Source organism: Priestia megaterium NBRC 15308 = ATCC 14581 (assembly GCF_000832985.1).
GTDB lineage: Bacteria > Bacillota > Bacilli > Bacillales > Bacillaceae_H > Priestia > Priestia megaterium.
In genome coordinates this window covers 2,324,712-2,345,057 of sequence record NZ_CP009920.1, presented here as the reverse complement: position 1 = coordinate 2,345,057, position 20,346 = coordinate 2,324,712, and the positions used below count along the sequence as shown (strand labels likewise).

Genomic DNA, 20,346 nt, shown 5'->3' with positions numbered 1-20,346 from the left:
CTCCTCAAGATTTTCTTAATAATCTATTTTTTACGTATGATAAGTTTGTGGTTAAAATTAGCCGATTACAGCTAAAATATCGCTTTCGCGTAAAATTAAGTATTCAGTACCTTCGTATTTCACTTCAGTACCCGCATATTTTGAGAAGATGATACGATCGCCCGCAGCTACTTCTAAAGCTACACGCTCACCGCTTTCTAATACTCGGCCTGTACCAACAGCAACAATTTTACCCTCTTGTGGTTTTTCTTTTGCACTGTCCGGTAACACGATACCGCTTGCTGTTTTTTCCTCAGATTTTACAAGTTCAATCACTACGCGATCACCTAATGGCTTTAACAAGTGAAACAACCTCCTCAAATAATATGTTTGCATTTTTATTAGCACTCAAGCTCAACGAGTGCTAACACAATTATTATATTAAAACAAAGTGGGTTTTTTTTGCAAGTATTAAACAAAAAAAATTTAAAATTTACGAAAACTACATATAATAGTCTTAGATTTTGACGATTTTGAGAAATAAAGCATTCTTTTCTCTGTTCAATAATATGTATGTTACAATACGAGCAAGAAGAAATTACTAACTTTACAGTACTTCTTCGACATATATACATAAAAACCTTTTAAAGGAGTATAGAAGATTGGAAAAACGTTATTGGTATGTTATCCTCACCTACATCCTTATGCAGTTTTCAGGAGTTGTTGGTATACCGCTGTTAAAATTAACAGGAATGTTTGATCAATATCCAGTTCGAACAGCGACTGTCATGCTTTTGACTTATTGGACCATCATTAGCTTTATCCTTGGTTTACTTATTGTCTTACTGCTGCTGCGCCGTGACATGTCCATGCGTATAGAACATGCGGGAACAACGGTAACTGTGGTCTGGTCAGTCCTTGGGGTGTTCCTGGCTATGGCTGGTCAAGCTGTAGCAGGGATGATTGAGCACGCTCTTGGCATTACCCAAGTATCTGAAAATACACAAAACATTGTTAATCTTGTTAAAGCAACGCCGTTCCTTATTGTCGTTACGTCTGTTATTGGACCAATTCTAGAAGAGATTATTTTTCGAAAGATTATTTTCGGTTCTCTTCACAAACGATATAATTTTTTTATCTCTGCATTTATTAGTTCCCTTATTTTCGCTGCCGTACACTGGGATTTTAAACATTTGCTCGTGTATACAGCCATGGGATTTGTATTTGCATTCCTTTATGCAAGAACAAAACTAATTATTGTACCCATTATTGCTCACGTGTTGATGAATACAATCGTTATTTTATCTCAAACTATTTTTGCAGATAAAATTATAGAAATGCAAAAGCAAGCAGAACAAATGCAGTTTATTTTTGGAGGCATGTTTTTATGAAGAATATCCCTTTAACACGAGGGTTTATTTATATTATTATGGGGATTTTATTCACCTACCTGGCTATTCAAAATGCTCAGGAAACCGTGTGGAACTTCCCTACGATCTTATTTGCACTCGTAGCCGCATTCGATTTCAGATTTGCGGTTCGCATTTTTATCTTGCACTATAAAGTTAAAAAGTTGCAGCAGCAATATAAAAATCAAGATGATTCATCTAAATAAAAAAACCACTGTTTCAGTGGTTTTTTTACATACTAACATCTTCTCTTTCTTGCTCTGCCCTTGCCTTTAACACTTTGCGATACGAAATGCGGGAAATAATGATGCTGATTTCATACAAAATTAAGAGCGGCACTGTCACCATCATGTGCGAGAGCAATTCCGGTGGTGTAATCAGTGCGGCAATAACTAGCAGTACGAAATAGGCATACTTTCGAATTTGAGATAAAAACATAGGCGTTATAATTCCTAATCGCGTCAAAAACATGACGACGACAGGAAGCTGAAACAACAGGCCAAAAGGCAGTGTGAGCTGCATTAAAAAAGAAAAGTATTCATTAATGCCAATCACTTGGTTTACATTCAGCTCATCGGAAACCCGCGTCATAAAATCGACGACAAATGGAAACAACACAAAATAAGAAAAAGAGACACCGCCGATAAAGAGAAAAATGGAAACAGGAATATATCCAAGCGTTACCTTACGCTCTTTTTCATATAAACCAGGACTAACAAATGCCCAAAGTTGATACAGTGCAACAGGAGCTGCAAGTACACAGCCGATAATAACAGCAAACTGCATATAAATCTTAACTGGATCTGTTAGCCTAAATGCATTCATCGTTAAATTTTTTGCCTCATCAGCATGCTGTAAATAGACAATAACCTTATCCGCTATAAAAAAGCCGCCAATTGTGGCAATGACAAAGAAAAATAAAACAATTAAAATGCGTTTTCGCAGCTCTCCTATATGATCATATATTGACATTTCTTGTTCGGTCATACTATGATCACCCTTTTACTCTTTGTCATCTACTTGACGCTGTTTATCTTTTTCACGATCTTCTGATGCACCGCTAGCGGCATGCTTAAACTCTCTAAGCGTTTGCCCGACTGATCTTCCTAGCTCCGGTAACCGTTTCGGTCCAAAAATAAGCAGTGCTACAATCGCAATAATAATCCAACTACCTGCTCCAATCCCCATATTCCCACTCTCCTTATTAATTTAGACTTAAGGAAATCGTAACACAGTCCATCTTATTCAACAGGATAATTTTTCAAAAAGTAGACAAGCGACTGTAATTCTACAGCCAGATCAATATGATGCAGTCGAATCTCATCCGGTACGTTTAAGCGTGCAGGAGTGAAGTTTAAAATCCCTTTAATTCCGCAATTCACTAAACGATCGGTAATTTGCTGAGCCACAGTGGCAGGAACGGTTAAAATCGCCACTGAGATATCATCACTCATATAATCTTCCAATTGGTCAAGGTGATAAACCGGCACGTCGCCTACTTTTGTACCGACTTTATCTTCTATCACATCAAAAGCGCACTCAATTTTGGTGTTATTATTTTTAATAAAATTATAATTTAAAAAGGCCGTTCCCAGATTCCCTACGCCAATCAGTGCTACTTTCGTTACTTCATCTTGGTCTAACGTTTTACGGAAAAATGTAAGTAAATAATTTACATTGTAGCCGTATCCCTTTTTCCCTAATGCTCCAAAGTAAGAAAAATCCCGACGAATAGTAGCAGAATCAACTTTCACTGCCTCACTTAACTCCGCTGACGAAACACGCTGTTTACCAGAAGCATGCAAGTTTTTTAAAAAACGATAATAAAGCGGCAATCGTTTAGCCGTTGCTTGTGGTATTTTTAATTGTTCAGTGTTCACGTTGTACCCCCTCAGTTCATGTATGTCATTACTAACATTTTCAAGTCATATTGCATTACCTTTCACAAAGCCTCAACCGCTCCGAGGTAGCGCTTCCAATTCTCTCTCTTTTCTCTTGTTTTATATATACTCCGCTTCATACCCCGACTCCTTTTGGCTATCCAGCACTACTTAAAGTCGGTAGTTAGAACGAAGCAATTAGCCCTTCAAAGGATCCGTTTGTTAGTCATGACGGGTTTTCTACATCCATCATATATAAGTTCAGAGATGCACTTATCTCTTATTTTAACATAGTATCCTGTATAAAATGTGCAGGTAAAATCATTTTATTTCATGAATCAAAACATTCGCTTCATCATTTGTCCTTGTCCCTCTACAAATTACAAACGCTTGTAGGAAGAACTTGTAGTTGAAAATATGTTAAAATACACTATGGATATACTACTAGAGGTGAAAAAATGATTATTCTACAATTGAACGGTATTACAAAATACTATGGGGCAGAACCCATTTTATCGAATATAAAGTTAGAAGTACAATCAAAAGACCGCATTGCCCTAGTGGGACGAAACGGTGCTGGTAAATCAACTTTATTAAAAATTATTGCTGAGCAGCTTTCTTATGACAGCGGAGAAATTATTAAACCTAAAGGTGTTTCCATTGATTATATGGGACAAGATACAGTTCTTGAGTCAACACTCTCCATATGGGAAGAAATGATGACGGTCTTTGCTCCATTAAAGAAGATGGAAAAAGAATTACGTACGCTTGAAACGAAGATGGGCGATCCAGACATTTTTAATGATTCAGTTCAATACGAAAAACTAACCAAAGAGTACGATCAGCTTCAAGTAACGTTCAAAGATTTAGGCGGCTATCAATATGAAGCGGATACACGATCTATTCTTCACGGTTTCCGTTTTTCAAACTTTGACTATAGCACCCCTATTTCCTCCTTGAGCGGTGGACAAAAAACGCGCTTGGCTCTTGCAAAACTGCTTTTAACAAAGCCAGACTTGCTTATTCTGGATGAGCCTACCAACCACTTAGATATTGAAACTTTAGCATGGCTGGAACAGTTTCTGCAAGGGTATGAAGGAGCTATTTTAATTGTTTCACACGATCGTTACTTCCTTGATAAAGTCGTAAATCAAGTGTATGAAGTCACAAAAAAAACAACGGTCAAGTACACGGGCAACTACTCTAAATACCTTGTACAAAAAGCAGAGCGATATGAAAAAGAGTTGCGTCAGTACGAAAAGCAGCAAGATGAAGTCGCAAAACTGAATGATTTTATTCAGCGAAATATCGCCCGCGCATCGACTACAAAACGTGCGCAAAGCAGACGGAAACAGCTCGATCGAATAGAGTTAATAAATCGACCTAACGAAGGCGAAAAATCAGCTAGTTTTTCGTTTGAAATTGAGCGTCAAAGCGGAAATGAAGTCTTAAATCTCGAAAACGTGTCTATCGGATATGATGAACACAAATACGTCGTCCAAGAGGCAAACCTTCGGATTAAAAAAGGTGAAAGCCTTGCATTGGTTGGCCCTAATGGAGTTGGGAAATCTACGTTATTAAAAGGTATTGTGGATAAACTAAGCTTCAAGACTGGAACCATTTCTTTTGGCTCAAACGTAATGGTTGGTTATTACGACCAAGAGCAAGCTAATTTAACTTCTAATAAAACCGTTTTAAATGAGCTTTGGGATGACTACCCATCCAAACCTGAAAAAGAAATTCGTACAGCGCTTGGAAATTTTCTGTTTTCAGGTGATGATGTACTGAAAATCGTTTCGACGCTTAGCGGTGGTGAAAAAGCACGTTTGGCTCTTTCGAAGCTTATGCTTCAAAAAGCTAATTTCTTAATTTTAGATGAACCTACTAACCATCTTGATTTAGATAGCAAACAAGTACTCGAGAATGCATTAATTGATTACCCAGGGACTCTATTATTTGTTTCACATGACCGTTATTTTATTAATCGTATTGCAAACAAAATAGCAGAGCTATCTCCTGAAGGGGTAGAAGAATTTCTTGGAGATTATGACTATTATGTCGAAAAGAAAGCAGAAATAGAGGAAATCAAAGAATTAGAAAATATAAAAGCAAACGAAGAACGTACGGTAAAAGTAGATAAACAGTCCTATAAACAAGATAAAGAACAAAAGAAATTGATGAGGCAGCGAACGCGCCGAATTGAAGAAATTGAAACTGAAGTAAACAAATTAGAAGCCGCACAAGCGGAGAATGAAGAACTTCTTTGTGATCCTGAAATTTATCAAAACCACGAAGAAGTATCAAGATTGAACGGTGAAAATGAAAAAATTTCTTCACAGTTATCCACATTAATGGAAGAGTGGGAAGAATTACAGCTGCTTCTAGAAGAATAGCCTGTATTTTTTCGTATTTATTCGCCCTATTTACTTGTTCGTGCCCTTTAGAACAAGCTTTATCCACTATGTGAATAAATAGTGGATATCTGTCTGATTTTCATAATTAAAACTTGTTGATAACATGTCCGTGTACTGAGTACACGGACTTTTCCACATAATTATCCACAGGCAATTCTAAATTTATTGAATATTGTTGATAAATTATTTTTACCCACAAAAAAGACGAATGAGAAATAAATCTCACTCGTCTCTTACTCTTCCAAGTCTAAACCGGGGTTTGCGTTTAATGACATATCTGAGCGTTTTCCTTGAGCAAATCGTACACTTGCCGCTGCTCCAATCATTGCGGCATTATCCGTGCATAGAGACAGCGGCGGGATAATAAGCTCAATGTTTGATAATGGTACAAATGCCTCTTCTAGCGCTGCTCTAAGTCCTTTATTAGCAGCAACTCCTCCTGCTACTAACACTTGCTTAACGTTATATTCCTTTGCAGCTTTAACCGTTTTAGTTACTAACACATCAATAACACTCGCTTGAAAGCTAGCAGCAAGCGTTTGTGGAAGAATTTCTTCACCTTTTTGCTTCGCGTTGTGGACAGTGTTAATAACTGCTGATTTTAACCCACTGAAACTAAAATCATAGGATCCTTCTTCTAGCCAAGCACGCGGCAAATCAATTAATGGCTCTCCTTCATGTGCAAGGCGGTCAATATGCGGTCCACCTGGATATGGAAGGTTTAACGTGCGGGCTACTTTATCGTAGGCTTCTCCTGCTGCATCATCTCTCGTTTCACCAATTACTTTAAACTGACCGTGACTTTCCATGTATACAAGCTCCGTATGCCCTCCAGATACAACTAGCGATAAAAGCGGGAATTCTAATTTTTTGATTAACTGATTTGCATAAATATGTCCTGCAATATGATGAACACCAATTAATGGCTTTTGATGCGCAAATGCTAGCGCTTTGGCTGCATTTACGCCAATAAGAAGTGCTCCCACAAGCCCAGGTCCTTCCGTTACAGCTATTGCATCAATATCTGCAAACGTCAAGTTCGCTTGATTTAAAGTTTCTTCAACTACTACCGTAATTTGTTCCACATGATGACGAGATGCAATCTCCGGTACGACACCGCCAAATCGTTTATGGCTTTCTATTTGTGATGCCACCACATTGGCTACAATTTCATGACCGTTTCGAATCACGGCCGCTGCTGTCTCATCACAGCTTGTTTCTAATGCTAAAATTAATTGATTTTCACTCATAAATTCACCCACATAACTAATGCATCCTCATTGTTATCAGAATAATAATTCTTACGAATACCTCCAGGTTTAAAACCTAGCTTTTGATACAATGATTGTGCAATATGATTAGATACCCTAACTTCTAATGTCATTGACGCAGCACCTAGTTTTCGAAGAACGTCCATCACGTTGCGCAGCAGCAATTCACCGAGTCCCTTACCTCGGTAGTCTGGCAATAGGGCAATGTTGGTTACATGTGCTTCGTCAATAACAATCCACGTTCCGCAATACCCAATAATATTTTCTCCTTCTTCCATCACAATGTAAGTTGAAAATTGATTATTGGTTAACTCATTTTGAAACGCTTCTGAACTCCAAGGTGTCGTAAAAGACTTCTCTTCGATTTTCACTACTTGATCAATATCTTTAACTTCCATTAAGCGAAACTTAATTGTTAGTTTCATGTTTATACCTTCTTTTATCCTTTTTGCTGTGAAGCAAGCCAGTTGGCTTCCGCTTCAGCTAAACGAATGTAGTTCGGAACAAAAGTATGCACAGACTGCGGCTCTTTCTTTATTCCTAAGAAAGCCAATTCACTTGGTCTTGGATTAAACTGCTGAACATGGGCAAATACAGCTTGTTCACCCAGCACTTCTTTTAACGTCTCTTCATGCATAGGAAGATCATTGCCTATGAATAAAATAGGTTTGTTGTATGACTTTAAATGTTCCGCCCAGTCCTTATTAATAACAAGTCGATCACTTTCAACTTCTAGAAGACTTCGTTCGTTATTCCATTCATATAGTCCTGTATAAAGCTGTTGACGGCGCGCATCAAATAACGGAGCAATATACCCATCAAAATAGCGACCGTTTGCTGCTAGTGCCTCAAGGCTAGATACACCTATTAAAGGAATATTTAAAGTCCAAGCAAGTGTCTTGGCAATGGTAACGCCAATGCGTACACCTGTATAAGACCCAGGACCGTGCGCCACTACAACGCGGTCTAGCTCGCTTGGCGCAATATCACAGTCCTTTAACAAAGATTCCACAGCGTTCATCACACGAACGGAGTGATTCTTTTTTAGATTCGTAATAATTTCTCCAATTACTTTGTTTTCTTCAACGACAGCAACACCCATGACAAAATTGGATGTATCAATGGCTAACATTTTCATCTTTTAAAAAGCTCCTTACATATTTCAACGTACCGACTCCCTATCGCTTTTACAAGGATTTTACGAGTCGTTTCGTTTTCATGGTAAATATTGATTTGAATATATTCATTAGGAAGCTGCTCTTCAATCAGATGAGCCCACTCCACGACCGTCACGCCATCTCCTTCAAAATACTCATCGAACCCTAGGTCTTCAAATTCATCCCCTAGACGGTACACATCCATATGATAAAGAGGAAGGCGACCGCTTTTGTATTCTTTAATGATCGTAAATGTCGGGCTATTCACATTGCGTTCAATTCCTAATCCTTTAGCTAAACTTTTTGTGAATGTTGTCTTTCCAGCTCCCAAATCGCCTTCAAGCAGCAGCACGTCACCAGCTTCTAATAAAGTTGCTAGACGAGCAGCCAGCTGATTAGTTTCATCAGGAGACGTAGACATAAACGTAAATTCGTTAATCTCTGTCATTCATTCAGAACCTCACTTCAACCTGTATATATATATTGTAAACGTTGTGGACTATACATATCCAGTAAGAAATCCAACAATCTTTAACATCGCAATTCTATAAGGAAATTTCTTTGTATATAAAAAATTCCTTAGGATTGCTCCTAAGGACGGTAAAGTTTTATATAAAAATGGTTCAAACAATAAAAAAGACGAAACACATTGTTTCGTTTCTAAAACATGGCGGTCCCGACGGGAATCGAACCCGCGATCTCCTGCGTGACAGGCAGGCATGTTAACCGCTACACCACGGGACCATGTTGGTTGCGGGGACAGGATTTGAACCTGCGACCTTCGGGTTATGAGCCCGACGAGCTACCGAACTGCTCCACCCCGCGATGATAAAAAAGCAAAATAAAAATGCCTAGCGATGTCCTACTCTCACAGGGACAAAGTCCCAACTACCATCGGCGCTAAAGAGCTTAACTTCCGTGTTCGGTATGGGAACGGGTGTGACCTCTTTGCCATTATCACTAGACATTTATATGAGATTGTTCTCTCAAAACTAGGTAACAGTTTGCTGAGTAAAGCTTACGCTTTTAAAGTTTGGTTAAGTCCTCGATCGATTAGTATCAGTCAGCTACACATGTCGCCACGCTTCCACCTCTGACCTATCAACCTGATCATCTTTCAGGGATCTTACTAGCTTGCGCTATGGGAAATCTCATCTTGAGGGGGGCTTCATGCTTAGATGCTTTCAGCACTTATCCCGTCCACACATAGCTACCCAGCGATGCCTTTGGCAAGACAACTGGTACACCAGCGGTGTGTCCATCCCGGTCCTCTCGTACTAAGGACAGCTCCTCTCAAATTTCCTACGCCCACGACGGATAGGGACCGAACTGTCTCACGACGTTCTGAACCCAGCTCGCGTACCGCTTTAATGGGCGAACAGCCCAACCCTTGGGACCGACTACAGCCCCAGGATGCGATGAGCCGACATCGAGGTGCCAAACCTCCCCGTCGATGTGGACTCTTGGGGGAGATAAGCCTGTTATCCCCGGGGTAGCTTTTATCCGTTGAGCGATGGCCCTTCCATGCGGAACCACCGGATCACTAAGCCCGACTTTCGTCCCTGCTCGACTTGTAGGTCTCGCAGTCAAGCTCCCTTGTGCCTTTACACTCTACGAATGATTTCCAACCATTCTGAGGGAACCTTTGGGCGCCTCCGTTACATTTTAGGAGGCGACCGCCCCAGTCAAACTGCCCACCTGACACTGTCTCCCGGCCCGATCAGGGCCGCGGGTTAGAATTTCAATACAGCCAGGGTAGTATCCCACCGACGCCTCCACCGAAGCTAGCGCTCCGGCTTCTCAGGCTCCTACCTATCCTGTACAAGCTGTACCAAAATTCAATATCAGGCTACAGTAAAGCTCCACGGGGTCTTTCCGTCCTGTCGCGGGTAACCTGCATCTTCACAGGTACTATAATTTCACCGAGTCTCTCGTTGAGACAGTGCCCAGATCGTTACGCCTTTCGTGCGGGTCGGAACTTACCCGACAAGGAATTTCGCTACCTTAGGACCGTTATAGTTACGGCCGCCGTTTACTGGGGCTTCGATTCAGAGCTTCTCCCGAAGGATAACCCCTCCTCTTAACCTTCCAGCACCGGGCAGGCGTCAGCCCCTATACTTCGCCTTGCGGCTTCGCAGAGACCTGTGTTTTTGCTAAACAGTCGCCTGGGCCTATTCACTGCGGCTCTCTCGGGCTATACACCCTACCAGAGCACCCCTTCTCCCGAAGTTACGGGGTCATTTTGCCGAGTTCCTTAACGAGAGTTCTCTCGATCACCTTAGGATTCTCTCCTCGCCTACCTGTGTCGGTTTGCGGTACGGGCACCTCCCGCCTCGCTAGAGGCTTTTCTTGGCAGTGTGGAATCAGGAACTTCGGTACTATAATTCCCTCGTCATCACAGCTCAGCCTTTATGATGAGCGGATTTGCCTACTCATCAGCCTAACTGCTTGAACGCGCATATCCAGCAGCGCGCTTACCCTATCCTACTGCGTCCCCCCATTACTCAAACGGCGGGGAGGTGGTACAGGAATATCAACCTGTTGGCCATCGCCTACGCTTTTCAGCCTCGGCTTAGGTCCCGACTAACCCTGAGCGGACGAGCCTTCCTCAGGAAACCTTAGGCATTCGGTGGACAAGATTCTCACTTGTCTTTCGCTACTCATACCGGCATTCTCACTTCTAAGCGCTCCACCAGTCCTTACGGTCTGACTTCGCTGCACTTAGAACGCTCTCCTACCACTGACATCAAAGATGTCAATCCACAGCTTCGGTGATACGTTTAGCCCCGGTACATTTTCGGCGCAGAGTCACTCGACCAGTGAGCTATTACGCACTCTTTAAATGGTGGCTGCTTCTAAGCCAACATCCTGGTTGTCTAAGCAACTCCACATCCTTTTCCACTTAACGTATACTTGGGGACCTTAGCTGGTGGTCTGGGCTGTTTCCCTTTTGACTACGGATCTTATCACTCGCAGTCTGACTCCCATGGATAAGTCTTTGGCATTCGGAGTTTGACTGAATTCGGTAACCCGTTGGGGGCCCCTAGTCCAATCAGTGCTCTACCTCCAAGACTCTCACAACATGAGGCTAGCCCTAAAGCTATTTCGGAGAGAACCAGCTATCTCCAGGTTCGATTGGAATTTCTCCGCTACCCACACCTCATCCCCGCACTTTTCAACGTGCGTGGGTTCGGGCCTCCATTCAGTGTTACCTGAACTTCACCCTGGACATGGGTAGATCACCTGGTTTCGGGTCTACAACCACATACTAAACGCCCTATTCAGACTCGCTTTCGCTACGGCTCCGCCTTATCAGCTTAACCTTGCATGGGATCGTAACTCGCCGGTTCATTCTACAAAAGGCACGCCATCACCCGTTAACGGGCTCTGACTACTTGTAGGCACACGGTTTCAGGATCTCTTTCACTCCCCTTCCGGGGTGCTTTTCACCTTTCCCTCACGGTACTGGTTCACTATAGGTCACTAGGTAGTATTTAGCCTTGGGAGATGGTCCTCCCAGCTTCCGACGGAATTTCACGTGTTCCGCCGTACTCAGGATCCACTCAAGAGGGAACGAAGTTTCAACTACAGGGTTGTTACCTTCTTCGACGGACCTTTCCAGGTCGCTTCATTTACTTCGTTCCTTTGTAACTCCGTATAGAGTGTCCTACAACCCCAAGAGGCAAGCCTCTTGGTTTGGGCTAATTCCGTTTCGCTCGCCGCTACTCAGGAAATCGCATTTGCTTTCTCTTCCTCCGGGTACTTAGATGTTTCAGTTCCCCGGGTCTGCCTTCAATATCCTATGTATTCAGATAAAGATACTGTTCCATTACGAACAGTGGGTTTCCCCATTCGGAAATCTCCGGATCAAAGCTCACTTACAGCTCCCCGAAGCATATCGGTGTTAGTCCCGTCCTTCATCGGCTCCTAGTGCCAAGGCATTCACCGTGCGCCCTTTCTAACTTAACCATTAGCGAATAAATGGTACAACATATTGTTGTGTTATTTATTGGTTTGATTAAAGAAAAGTTTCACTTTTCCTCAGCAATTACTGTTATCTAGTTTTCAAAGAACAAAACAACTGACTTCAATCACATCATGATAAACATCACTGTGATATCTACGTGCAGTTTTGCGCCGAGTAATCGCAGGCGCAATTATTAATGAGAGATTGAACTCTCAAAACTGAACAAAGTGTCAAAACGTACGTCATGTAAAAATCCTTAGAAAGGAGGTGATCCAGCCGCACCTTCCGATACGGCTACCTTGTTACGACTTCACCCCAATCATCTGTCCCACCTTAGGCGGCTAGCTCCTTACGGTTACTCCACCGACTTCGGGTGTTACAAACTCTCGTGGTGTGACGGGCGGTGTGTACAAGGCCCGGGAACGTATTCACCGCGGCATGCTGATCCGCGATTACTAGCGATTCCAGCTTCATGTAGGCGAGTTGCAGCCTACAATCCGAACTGAGAATGGTTTTATGGGATTGGCTTGACCTCGCGGTCTTGCAGCCCTTTGTACCATCCATTGTAGCACGTGTGTAGCCCAGGTCATAAGGGGCATGATGATTTGACGTCATCCCCACCTTCCTCCGGTTTGTCACCGGCAGTCACCTTAGAGTGCCCAACTAAATGCTGGCAACTAAGATCAAGGGTTGCGCTCGTTGCGGGACTTAACCCAACATCTCACGACACGAGCTGACGACAACCATGCACCACCTGTCACTCTGTCCCCCGAAGGGGAACGCTCTATCTCTAGAGTTGTCAGAGGATGTCAAGACCTGGTAAGGTTCTTCGCGTTGCTTCGAATTAAACCACATGCTCCACCGCTTGTGCGGGCCCCCGTCAATTCCTTTGAGTTTCAGTCTTGCGACCGTACTCCCCAGGCGGAGTGCTTAATGCGTTAGCTGCAGCACTAAAGGGCGGAAACCCTCTAACACTTAGCACTCATCGTTTACGGCGTGGACTACCAGGGTATCTAATCCTGTTTGCTCCCCACGCTTTCGCGCCTCAGCGTCAGTTACAGACCAAAAAGCCGCCTTCGCCACTGGTGTTCCTCCACATCTCTACGCATTTCACCGCTACACGTGGAATTCCGCTTTTCTCTTCTGCACTCAAGTTCCCCAGTTTCCAATGACCCTCCACGGTTGAGCCGTGGGCTTTCACATCAGACTTAAGAAACCGCCTGCGCGCGCTTTACGCCCAATAATTCCGGATAACGCTTGCCACCTACGTATTACCGCGGCTGCTGGCACGTAGTTAGCCGTGGCTTTCTGGTTAGGTACCGTCAAGGTACAAGCAGTTACTCTTGTACTTGTTCTTCCCTAACAACAGAGTTTTACGACCCGAAAGCCTTCATCACTCACGCGGCGTTGCTCCGTCAGACTTTCGTCCATTGCGGAAGATTCCCTACTGCTGCCTCCCGTAGGAGTCTGGGCCGTGTCTCAGTCCCAGTGTGGCCGATCACCCTCTCAGGTCGGCTATGCATCGTTGCCTTGGTGAGCCGTTACCTCACCAACTAGCTAATGCACCGCGGGCCCATCTGTAAGTGATAGCCAAAACCATCTTTCAATCATCTCCCATGAAGGAGAAGATCCTATCCGGTATTAGCTTCGGTTTCCCGAAGTTATCCCAGTCTTACAGGCAGGTTGCCCACGTGTTACTCACCCGTCCGCCGCTAACGTCATAGAAGCAAGCTTCTAATCAGTTCGCTCGACTTGCATGTATTAGGCACGCCGCCAGCGTTCATCCTGAGCCAGGATCAAACTCTCCGAAGAAATGTTTGACTTGCTCAATTTAAAAAATAAAAATTAACGTTGACGTTTGTCGCTTTGTTCAGTTTTCAAAGTTCAATATATTTGGAGCGGGTGATGAGAATCGAACTCACGACATCAGCTTGGAAGGCTGAGGTTTTACCACTAAACTACACCCGCAATATGGCGCGCCCGAGAGGAGTCGAACCCCTAACCTTTTGATCCGTAGTCAAACGCTCTATCCAATTGAGCTACGGGCGCTTCTTATGATGTTTACCGCCGTTGTTTTGGCGACTTTATTATAATATCATTTCTATTTTCTTATGTCAACACTTTTTTAAAAAGTTTTTTTGGTGCGGCCGAGAGGACTTGAACCTCCACGGGGTCGCCCCCACTAGGCCCTCAACCTAGCGCGTCTGCCATTCCGCCACGACCGCTAAATACATAAAATGAATAAGATGCGGGTGAAGGGACTTGAACCCCCACGTCGTAAAGACACTAGATCCTAAGTCTAGCGCGTCTGCCAATTCCGCCACACCCGCAAGAAATGAAAATGAGCCATGAAGGACTCGAACCTTCGACCCTCTGATTAAAAGTCAGATGCTCTACCAACTGAGCTAATGGCTCTTTATGGCTGGGCTAGCTGGATTCGAACCAACGCATGACGGAATCAAAATCCGTTGCCTTACCGCTTGGCGATAGCCCAATAATTTAAAATGGCGGTCCCGACGGGAATCGAACCCGCGATCTCCTGCGTGACAGGCAGGCATGTTAACCGCTACACCACGGGACCATCCAAAATTATGTATAAAACAGTCAAATGGTGGAGGATGACGGGATCGAACCGCCGACCCCCTGCTTGTAAGGCAGGTGCTCTCCCAGCTGAGCTAATCCTCCACAGAATATGTAAATAAAAATCAATGGTGACCCGTACGGGATTCGAACCCGTGTTACCGCCGTGAAAGGGCGGTGTCTTAACCGCTTGACCAACGGGCCATTATAAAATGGCGGAGAAGGAGGGATTTGAACCCTCGCGCCGCTTACACGACCTACACCCTTAGCAGGGGCGCCTCTTCAGCCACTTGAGTACTTCTCCATATGGCTCCACAGGTAGGACTCGAACCTACGACCGATCGGTTAACAGCCGATAGCTCTACCACTGAGCTACTGTGGAATAATATTTATCAGACTTCTTACATTGTAATCGACATTATATGTAATGTCAATAAGTTTTTGTAATTTCTTTGCCGTTTATTTGAGACGGCTTTATTAATTTATCATAATCAATCTATTTTAGTCAAGCATCTTCTACACTTTTTTTAATTTACCTTTACACTTTCCACAAACATATTTAACCGTGTTCACTTTTCTTTTTCGAACATATTTTTGCTCACACTGCATACATACATATATGTGCTCTTTTTTCTTTCCATCACTTTCTTTTTTCAATGCCTGACAAAACCGGGGGGCGCCTACTTCTTTCATTAGGCTTTTAAAGTCTTGATCTCCATGCTTATACCCTTTCCCCTCAATATGCAAATGATAGTGACAGAGCTCATGTTTAATGATTGCTACTATTTCTTGTGTGCCATATTGTTCAAAGTATTTGTAGTTTACTTCTATATTAGATGTACGTAATAAATACCTTCCACCTGTTGTACGTAAACGAGAATTAAAAGTGGCTTCATGACGAAATGGTTTGTGAAACAGCTTCAATGAAATTTCTTCTACAAGTATTTGTAAATCCTTATCATTCATCTTATATACTCCTCTACTGTATGAAATCACCTGACTAGCTCTTTGGGCATACACTTCATTACATACTCACTATTTACCTTATCATAAATGAAAAGGAGTGATTGTCCTTATGCCAATGTGGCTACAAAAACAAATGAGGCGCGCTTATTCTGAAAAAGACCGTGCACAAATAAAATTGCTCAATCAATGTTGGTTTTTTTATCAAAAAAATAACTCCGCTTCTTAAATCACTTCTTTTTACAAATAAAATTGCCTTTTCAGAAAATCTGAAAAGGCAATTTTATTATTGATGAGGCGGAATCATCGTCAGTGCGACTCTTCCTTTTTTCATATCTACGTCTTCTACCCACACATTCACCAAATCTCCTACTGAAACGACATCGAGGGGGTGCTTAACGTACCGATTTGTTAATTTAGAAATATGGACTAGACCGTCTTGCTTAACTCCTATATCGATGAACGCTCCGAAGTCTACGACGTTTCGCACCGTGCCTTCAAGCTGAATACCTTTGGCAAGATCCTCTAGTTTCAAAATATCCTGACGGAGCAAAGGTTTTGGCAGTTCATCACGAGGATCTCTTTCCGGTCTTACAAGCGCTTCTATAATGTCTTTTAAAGTAAGCTCCCCTATCCTTAGTTCTTCTGATATTTCGGGTAAAGAAATATGTTTTAATGCTTCTTTTACTTTCTCCGTTCCAAGCTCAGTCTCTTTCACTTCAACTTTCTTTAAAAGCTTTTTAACGTCTCCATATGTTTCAGGATGGATACCCGTTCTGTCTAAAGGTTCTTCACCTTCTATAATACGTAAAAAACCAATACACTGCTCATACGTTTTAGCGCCTAGACGCGGAATTTTCTTCAACTGTTTTCGGTTAGAGAATTTTCCGTTTTCATCCCGATATTTTACAATGTTTTGAGCAACTGTCTTATTTAGACCAGCAACGTATTGTAGAAGCGAAGCAGAAGCCGTGTTTGCATTTACTCCTACCTGATTTACTACTGTCTCCACAATAAAAGTCAGTGAATCATTTAATTGCTTTTGAGACACATCATGCTGATACTGCCCTACTCCTACCGACTTAGGATCGATTTTCACAAGTTCAGCCAGCGGATCTTGCAGCCTTCTGGCAATCGATACAGCGCTTCGCTCTTCTACTTGAAAATCAGGAAATTCCTCTCTAGCCACATCAGAAGCCGAATATACGCTTGCTCCCGCTTCATTCACAATCAAATAATAAACTGGGTTTTCAATCTCTTTAAGAACACCCGCTACAAATTGCTCCGTTTCGCGAGATGCCGTTCCGTTTCCAATGGCTACTACTTCAATAGGGTATTCAGCGAACATTTTCTTTAATTTATTTTGCGCTTCAGCTGCTTTTCTCACAGGAGGATGTGGATAAATAACATCAATTTTTAATACCTTGCCTGTTTCATCTACTACAGCTAATTTGCAGCCTGTTCGAAAAGCTGGATCTACTCCTAATACCACTTTCCCTTTCAATGGAGGTTGGAGAAGAAGTTTCCGTAAGTTTTCAGAAAAGATGTGAATAGCTCTTTCTTCCGCTTTTTCTGATAGCTCTTTACGGATTTCGCGTTCAATAGATGGTTCTATTAAGCGTTTATAAGCATCTTCTATAGCTGAGATGATATAACTTTCAGCTGAAGAATCCCTTTTTTTGATTACTTGTTTATGTAAATATGAAAGAATACGATCTGTAGGCGCATCAATACTCACTTTTAAAATACCGTCTTTTTCTCCTCTATTCATGGCTAAGATACGATGAGGAACGATTCGCTTTACCGCTTCTGTATATTCATAGTACATTTCATAGATATTTTTTTCATCTTTTTCCGGATCTTTGACTGAAGTAACAATTATGCCATCTTTTACAGTAGTCGTACGAATCCATTGACGGTAAGATGCTTCGTCAGAAATTTGTTCCGCTACAATGTCTAGGGCTCCCTGAATAGCTTCTTCAGAAGATTGAACTCCCGCTTCTTCATTTATGTATGTTTTCGCTTCGTTCTTCACGTCAGAACGTGGAAGACTTAGTAGCCACTGTGCTAATGGTTCAAGACCTTTTTCTTTTGCTACAGTTGCTTTTGTACGTCGTTTTTGCTTAAAAGGGCGGTATAAATCTTCTACTTGTTGCAATTTCTTCGCTTGATGAATTTGAGCAGCCAGTTCCTCAGTTAATTTCCCTTGCTCTTCAATTAATCGAAGAACTTCCTCTTTACGCTCTTCTAAATTCATTAAGTAATTCCAGGAATCTAAAATATTCCGGATTTGGACTTCATCCAAAGCACCAGTTTGTTCTTTTCTATATCGAGCAATAAAGGGAACTGTATTACCGTCTTCTACTAAAGCAATTACGTTTTGTACTTGCTTTTGTGAAATCTCCACCTCTTTACTTACACGTTGAACAATTTGATTATCTAATTTCGTTGCAACAGACACAGCTTATCCTCCTAGCTAAATGAAACTTTGTCTTTATTGTAACAAAACTCACATGCAATAACACATGTGAGCTAAAAAGAAAGGCTATGCAGTTGGAAGATGACCAGCGATATACGTAATATCGTCATTATGAGATCGAATTGCTGCCTGTAGCCGTGTCGACAATTGATCTACATTCATCGAGTTAGCAAAAACAGATTTAATCTCTTTTAATTCTAAGCCATCTGTATGAATCAAAAATTTAGAACCGGAGTCATATGGGAAGGTTTGTGTGCGGAACTTTTGAATTTTCCCTGATAAAAAACCTTGAATTGGCAGAGGGTACGTTAATTTCCCCTCCGGAGAATACAGATAAAAGCGGATATTACCTACATTTGTATAATGAAATTCGTTATGTTTTTTATCAATTTTCAAAATAGCTACTGCCGCACCTCTTGTATGTCGAGTAGCTTTGTTACACTTAGAAATGATCTCATCCACATCTAGATGATGATGAGCTTTCGCTACATCCGTAACAGCTACAGAAGCGGCTCTAGCTTGTTCACCGCTTCCTAATCCATCTGCCACTGCACATAGAAAATAGTCATCCGTTTCTTTGACATAGTAACTATCTCCACAACATACGTTCCCTTGCTTTGGCTCTTGGTATATATGAGTTTGAATCAACTTTGTATTAGGGTCTACTGTCATCACGACATATACTCCGAATCGTTAGAATCTGAGCGAGCTGCAGTCCTTAGCTTATCAAGAGCTCTTCTTTGCAGTCGAGATACATGCATTTGAGAAATCCCTAACTTCTCACCGGCATCTTTTTGACTCAGATTTTCAATAAATGTATAGCGAATCACTTCTTTTTCTCTATCGCTTAATACATGAAGAATCTTTTCTAACACTAAGCGCTGATCAGTTTTCTCATAACCCGACTCTTGTTCACCTACTAAATCAAGGATTGTAACAGTACTTCCATCAGAGTCTGCTTCAATGGAATGATCAACAGACAATGCTTGATAACTTTGCCCCATCTCCATCGTTTCTAAAATTTCTTCCTCTGTCACTCCGATATGATCAGCAATTTCTTTCACTTGAGGAGATCGCTGTAAACGGGTTGTTAGCTCTTCGACAGCTGCTTTAATTTTAGGACCTAATTCTTTGATGCGGCGCGGTACGTGAACACTCCACGTTTTATCGCGTAAAAATCGCTTAATCTCTCCAATGATTGTAGGAACAGCAAACGATTCAAAGCTTCTTCCAAATGAAGCATCATACCTTCTAATAGCTCCTAACAGTCCTAGCATCCCTACCTGCACAATATCTTCATGTAAGCTTCTGCCTTTTGAATAGCGACGTGCAATAGATTCAACAAGGTTCTTGTAATGTACTACTAGATCACTTTGTGCTTCTTCATCCTGCGTTTTTTGAAAGCGCTCAATTCGTTCCTGAACCTGTTCTTTAGTTAATTTCATAGGTTGAGACTGTGTTTTCATCACTCTCCACCTGCTCTCTTTGCACATACTTAGTCATCATTAGCGTTACACCTTTTGAATTGACCATTTTCACTTCGTCCATTAGTGTTTCAATTAAATATAAACCAAGTCCACCTTCAGGAAGAAATTCAACTTCTCTTGATGTTTCATAAGGTCCTATATGTTCCTTAAGCTCTTCAAAATTAAAGCTTTCACCTTTATCGACCACCATGATTTCTAAACGGTCATCAAATAAACCAAAACCTACTCTCACTTCACCATTTTCTTCATTCTTGTAAGCATGCTGTACGGCATTTGTACATGCCTCACTCACAGCAATTTTCATATCTTCAATTTCATCATAAGAAAAACCCATCCGGTTCGCTACACCAGACAGCGTCAGTCGAATAATCGCTACGTAGTCTGGCTTAGCAGGAATCTTCATCTCAACAAAGTCATAAGGCTGTTTCATTTTACGCCACCTTCTACTTGTGAATTCACGTTTAAAATGTCTGTGAGGCCCGTAATATCAAATAAGCGCTTGATGCGCTCTGATACACCAACAAATTTCAAAGAGCCGTTATTTTTCTTATTGGCTTTTAACAATGCAATAAATACACCTAGTCCTGTACTATCCATGTATGATACATCGGTTAAATCGACTATAATTTCTGGTTCGGTATGTTCAGTAATTTCCATGAACTTTTCTTTTAGCTTAGGTGCTGTATATGCGTCAATCTCTCCAGCCAGCTTAATACGATATGCTTGACCGTCCTTTTGTATATCTATTTTTAAATTCATC

At 41.9% G+C, this 20,346-nt stretch carries 18 protein-coding genes, 13 tRNA genes and 3 rRNA genes; 4 read left to right on the top strand and 30 right to left on the bottom strand.

The window, feature by feature from the left end; all coding sequences use genetic code 11:
* Positions 1-57 precede the first annotated feature (57 nt).
* A complete protein-coding gene (gene groES / locus BG04_RS12755; RefSeq protein ID WP_013055026.1) occupies positions 58-342 on the bottom strand; it encodes a co-chaperone GroES in 285 nt (94 codons plus the stop codon).
* A 299-nt stretch (positions 343-641) separates the two neighbouring features.
* Between groES and BG04_RS12750 the strand changes: the two genes are divergently transcribed.
* Together BG04_RS12750 and BG04_RS12745 are read left to right on the top strand one after the other, a co-directional pair.
* A complete protein-coding gene (locus BG04_RS12750) occupies positions 642-1,370 on the top strand; it encodes a CPBP family intramembrane glutamic endopeptidase (protein ID WP_034654821.1) in 729 nt (242 codons plus the stop codon).
* A complete protein-coding gene (locus BG04_RS12745) occupies positions 1,367-1,594 on the top strand; it encodes a YdiK family protein (RefSeq protein ID WP_034654818.1) in 228 nt (75 codons plus the stop codon). The genes BG04_RS12750 and BG04_RS12745 overlap by 4 nt, the downstream gene beginning before the upstream one ends.
* A gap of 25 nt (positions 1,595-1,619) precedes the next feature.
* On the opposite strand, the gene tatC is transcribed toward BG04_RS12745, so the two are convergent.
* From tatC to BG04_RS12730, 3 genes are read right to left on the bottom strand one after another with little or no spacing between them, the layout of a single operon-like run.
* Positions 1,620-2,375, bottom strand: coding sequence for a twin-arginine translocase subunit TatC (gene tatC, locus BG04_RS12740; RefSeq protein ID WP_013081431.1), 756 nt, complete (start codon positions 2,373-2,375; stop codon positions 1,620-1,622).
* 15 nt (positions 2,376-2,390) lie between these two features.
* Entirely contained in the window at positions 2,391-2,576 is a 186-nt protein-coding gene (tatA, locus tag BG04_RS12735; RefSeq protein WP_013055022.1) for a twin-arginine translocase TatA/TatE family subunit, read from the bottom strand.
* A 53-nt stretch (positions 2,577-2,629) separates the two neighbouring features.
* On the bottom strand, positions 2,630-3,268 hold the full coding sequence (locus tag BG04_RS12730; protein ID WP_013055021.1) for a redox-sensing transcriptional repressor Rex: 639 nt from the start codon (positions 3,266-3,268) through the stop codon (positions 2,630-2,632).
* A 458-nt stretch (positions 3,269-3,726) separates the two neighbouring features.
* Here BG04_RS12730 and BG04_RS12725 point away from each other — a divergent pair, with 458 nt between their 5' ends.
* The gene (locus BG04_RS12725; RefSeq protein ID WP_034654816.1) at positions 3,727-5,661 is read left to right on the top strand and encodes an ABC-F family ATP-binding cassette domain-containing protein; all 1,935 of its coding nucleotides are present in this window, start codon (positions 3,727-3,729) and stop codon (positions 5,659-5,661) included.
* Positions 5,662-5,915: 254 nt separating this feature from the next.
* On the opposite strand, the gene tsaD is transcribed toward BG04_RS12725, so the two are convergent.
* From tsaD to BG04_RS12620, 21 genes are all read right to left on the bottom strand, one after another.
* Positions 5,916-6,932 carry a tRNA (adenosine(37)-N6)-threonylcarbamoyltransferase complex transferase subunit TsaD gene (gene tsaD, locus BG04_RS12720; protein ID WP_026106485.1) on the bottom strand — a complete coding sequence of 339 codons (1,017 nt, stop codon included), beginning with the start codon at positions 6,930-6,932 and terminating at the stop codon, positions 5,916-5,918.
* The gene (rimI, locus tag BG04_RS12715) at positions 6,929-7,378 is read right to left on the bottom strand and encodes a ribosomal protein S18-alanine N-acetyltransferase (protein ID WP_034654811.1); all 450 of its coding nucleotides are present in this window, start codon (positions 7,376-7,378) and stop codon (positions 6,929-6,931) included. Before rimI ends, tsaD begins: the two co-directional genes overlap by 4 nt.
* 14 nt (positions 7,379-7,392) lie before the next feature.
* Positions 7,393-8,091: a tRNA (adenosine(37)-N6)-threonylcarbamoyltransferase complex dimerization subunit type 1 TsaB gene (tsaB, locus tag BG04_RS12710; protein WP_013081427.1), complete on the bottom strand. Its 699-nt coding sequence runs from the start codon at positions 8,089-8,091 to the stop codon at positions 7,393-7,395.
* On the bottom strand, positions 8,088-8,558 hold the full coding sequence (gene tsaE, locus BG04_RS12705; RefSeq protein ID WP_013081426.1) for a tRNA (adenosine(37)-N6)-threonylcarbamoyltransferase complex ATPase subunit type 1 TsaE: 471 nt from the start codon (positions 8,556-8,558) through the stop codon (positions 8,088-8,090). The genes tsaB and tsaE overlap by 4 nt, the downstream gene beginning before the upstream one ends.
* A gap of 220 nt (positions 8,559-8,778) precedes the next feature.
* Positions 8,779-8,854, bottom strand: a tRNA-Asp gene (locus BG04_RS12700).
* Positions 8,855-8,858: 4 nt separating this feature from the next.
* A tRNA-Met gene (locus BG04_RS12695) sits at positions 8,859-8,935 on the bottom strand.
* Positions 8,936-8,959: 24 nt separating this feature from the next.
* A 5S ribosomal RNA gene (gene rrf / locus BG04_RS12690) occupies positions 8,960-9,075 on the bottom strand.
* Between the two features lie 68 nt (positions 9,076-9,143).
* Positions 9,144-12,079 (bottom strand): 23S ribosomal RNA (locus BG04_RS12685).
* 258 nt (positions 12,080-12,337) lie between these two features.
* Positions 12,338-13,889: ribosomal RNA gene (locus BG04_RS12680) — 16S ribosomal RNA — on the bottom strand.
* Together the 16S, 23S and 5S rRNA genes with 13 tRNA genes alongside form the textbook arrangement of a ribosomal RNA operon.
* 82 nt (positions 13,890-13,971) lie before the next feature.
* Positions 13,972-14,045 (bottom strand) — tRNA-Gly (locus BG04_RS12675).
* 4 nt (positions 14,046-14,049) lie between these two features.
* Positions 14,050-14,126, bottom strand: a tRNA-Arg gene (locus BG04_RS12670).
* A gap of 90 nt (positions 14,127-14,216) precedes the next feature.
* A tRNA-Leu gene (locus BG04_RS12665) sits at positions 14,217-14,302 on the bottom strand.
* A gap of 22 nt (positions 14,303-14,324) precedes the next feature.
* Positions 14,325-14,407: transfer RNA gene (locus BG04_RS12660), tRNA-Leu, on the bottom strand.
* 12 nt (positions 14,408-14,419) lie between these two features.
* Positions 14,420-14,492: transfer RNA gene (locus BG04_RS12655), tRNA-Lys, on the bottom strand.
* A gap of 4 nt (positions 14,493-14,496) precedes the next feature.
* Positions 14,497-14,571 (bottom strand) — tRNA-Gln (locus tag BG04_RS12650).
* Positions 14,572-14,582: 11 nt separating this feature from the next.
* Positions 14,583-14,658, bottom strand: a tRNA-Asp gene (locus tag BG04_RS12645).
* Positions 14,659-14,686: 28 nt separating this feature from the next.
* Positions 14,687-14,762 (bottom strand) — tRNA-Val (locus BG04_RS12640).
* Positions 14,763-14,786: 24 nt separating this feature from the next.
* Positions 14,787-14,861: transfer RNA gene (locus tag BG04_RS12635), tRNA-Glu, on the bottom strand.
* A gap of 9 nt (positions 14,862-14,870) precedes the next feature.
* Positions 14,871-14,961 (bottom strand) — tRNA-Ser (locus BG04_RS12630).
* Positions 14,962-14,964: 3 nt separating this feature from the next.
* Positions 14,965-15,039: transfer RNA gene (locus BG04_RS12625), tRNA-Asn, on the bottom strand.
* Positions 15,040-15,173: 134 nt separating this feature from the next.
* Positions 15,174-15,623 carry a SprT family protein gene (locus BG04_RS12620; protein ID WP_034654852.1) on the bottom strand — a complete coding sequence of 150 codons (450 nt, stop codon included), beginning with the start codon at positions 15,621-15,623 and terminating at the stop codon, positions 15,174-15,176.
* A gap of 109 nt (positions 15,624-15,732) precedes the next feature.
* Between BG04_RS12620 and cmpA the strand changes: the two genes are divergently transcribed.
* The gene (gene cmpA / locus BG04_RS30290; protein WP_013055014.1) at positions 15,733-15,849 is read left to right on the top strand and encodes a cortex morphogenetic protein CmpA; all 117 of its coding nucleotides are present in this window, start codon (positions 15,733-15,735) and stop codon (positions 15,847-15,849) included.
* Between the two features lie 57 nt (positions 15,850-15,906).
* Here cmpA and BG04_RS12615 read toward each other — a convergent pair whose 3' ends face one another.
* The 5 genes from BG04_RS12615 to BG04_RS12595 form a co-directional block, all read right to left on the bottom strand.
* Positions 15,907-18,081, bottom strand: a complete 2,175-nt coding sequence (locus tag BG04_RS12615) for a Tex family protein (RefSeq protein ID WP_034654853.1) — start codon at positions 18,079-18,081, stop codon at positions 15,907-15,909.
* 84 nt (positions 18,082-18,165) lie between these two features.
* Positions 18,166-18,771 (bottom strand): PP2C family serine/threonine-protein phosphatase, encoded by a 606-nt coding sequence (locus tag BG04_RS12610; RefSeq protein WP_013081423.1) that lies wholly within the window; start codon positions 18,769-18,771, stop codon positions 18,166-18,168.
* On the bottom strand, positions 18,771-19,565 hold the full coding sequence (gene sigB / locus BG04_RS12605; protein ID WP_013055011.1) for an RNA polymerase sigma factor SigB: 795 nt from the start codon (positions 19,563-19,565) through the stop codon (positions 18,771-18,773). The genes BG04_RS12610 and sigB overlap by 1 nt, the downstream gene beginning before the upstream one ends.
* Positions 19,531-20,016 carry an anti-sigma B factor RsbW gene (gene rsbW / locus BG04_RS12600; protein WP_016762758.1) on the bottom strand — a complete coding sequence of 162 codons (486 nt, stop codon included), beginning with the start codon at positions 20,014-20,016 and terminating at the stop codon, positions 19,531-19,533. Before rsbW ends, sigB begins: the two co-directional genes overlap by 35 nt.
* Complete coding sequence (locus tag BG04_RS12595; protein WP_013055009.1) at positions 20,013-20,345, bottom strand: anti-sigma factor antagonist; 333 nt, start codon at positions 20,343-20,345, stop codon at positions 20,013-20,015. Before BG04_RS12595 ends, rsbW begins: the two co-directional genes overlap by 4 nt.
* Position 20,346: the final 1 nt, after the last annotated feature.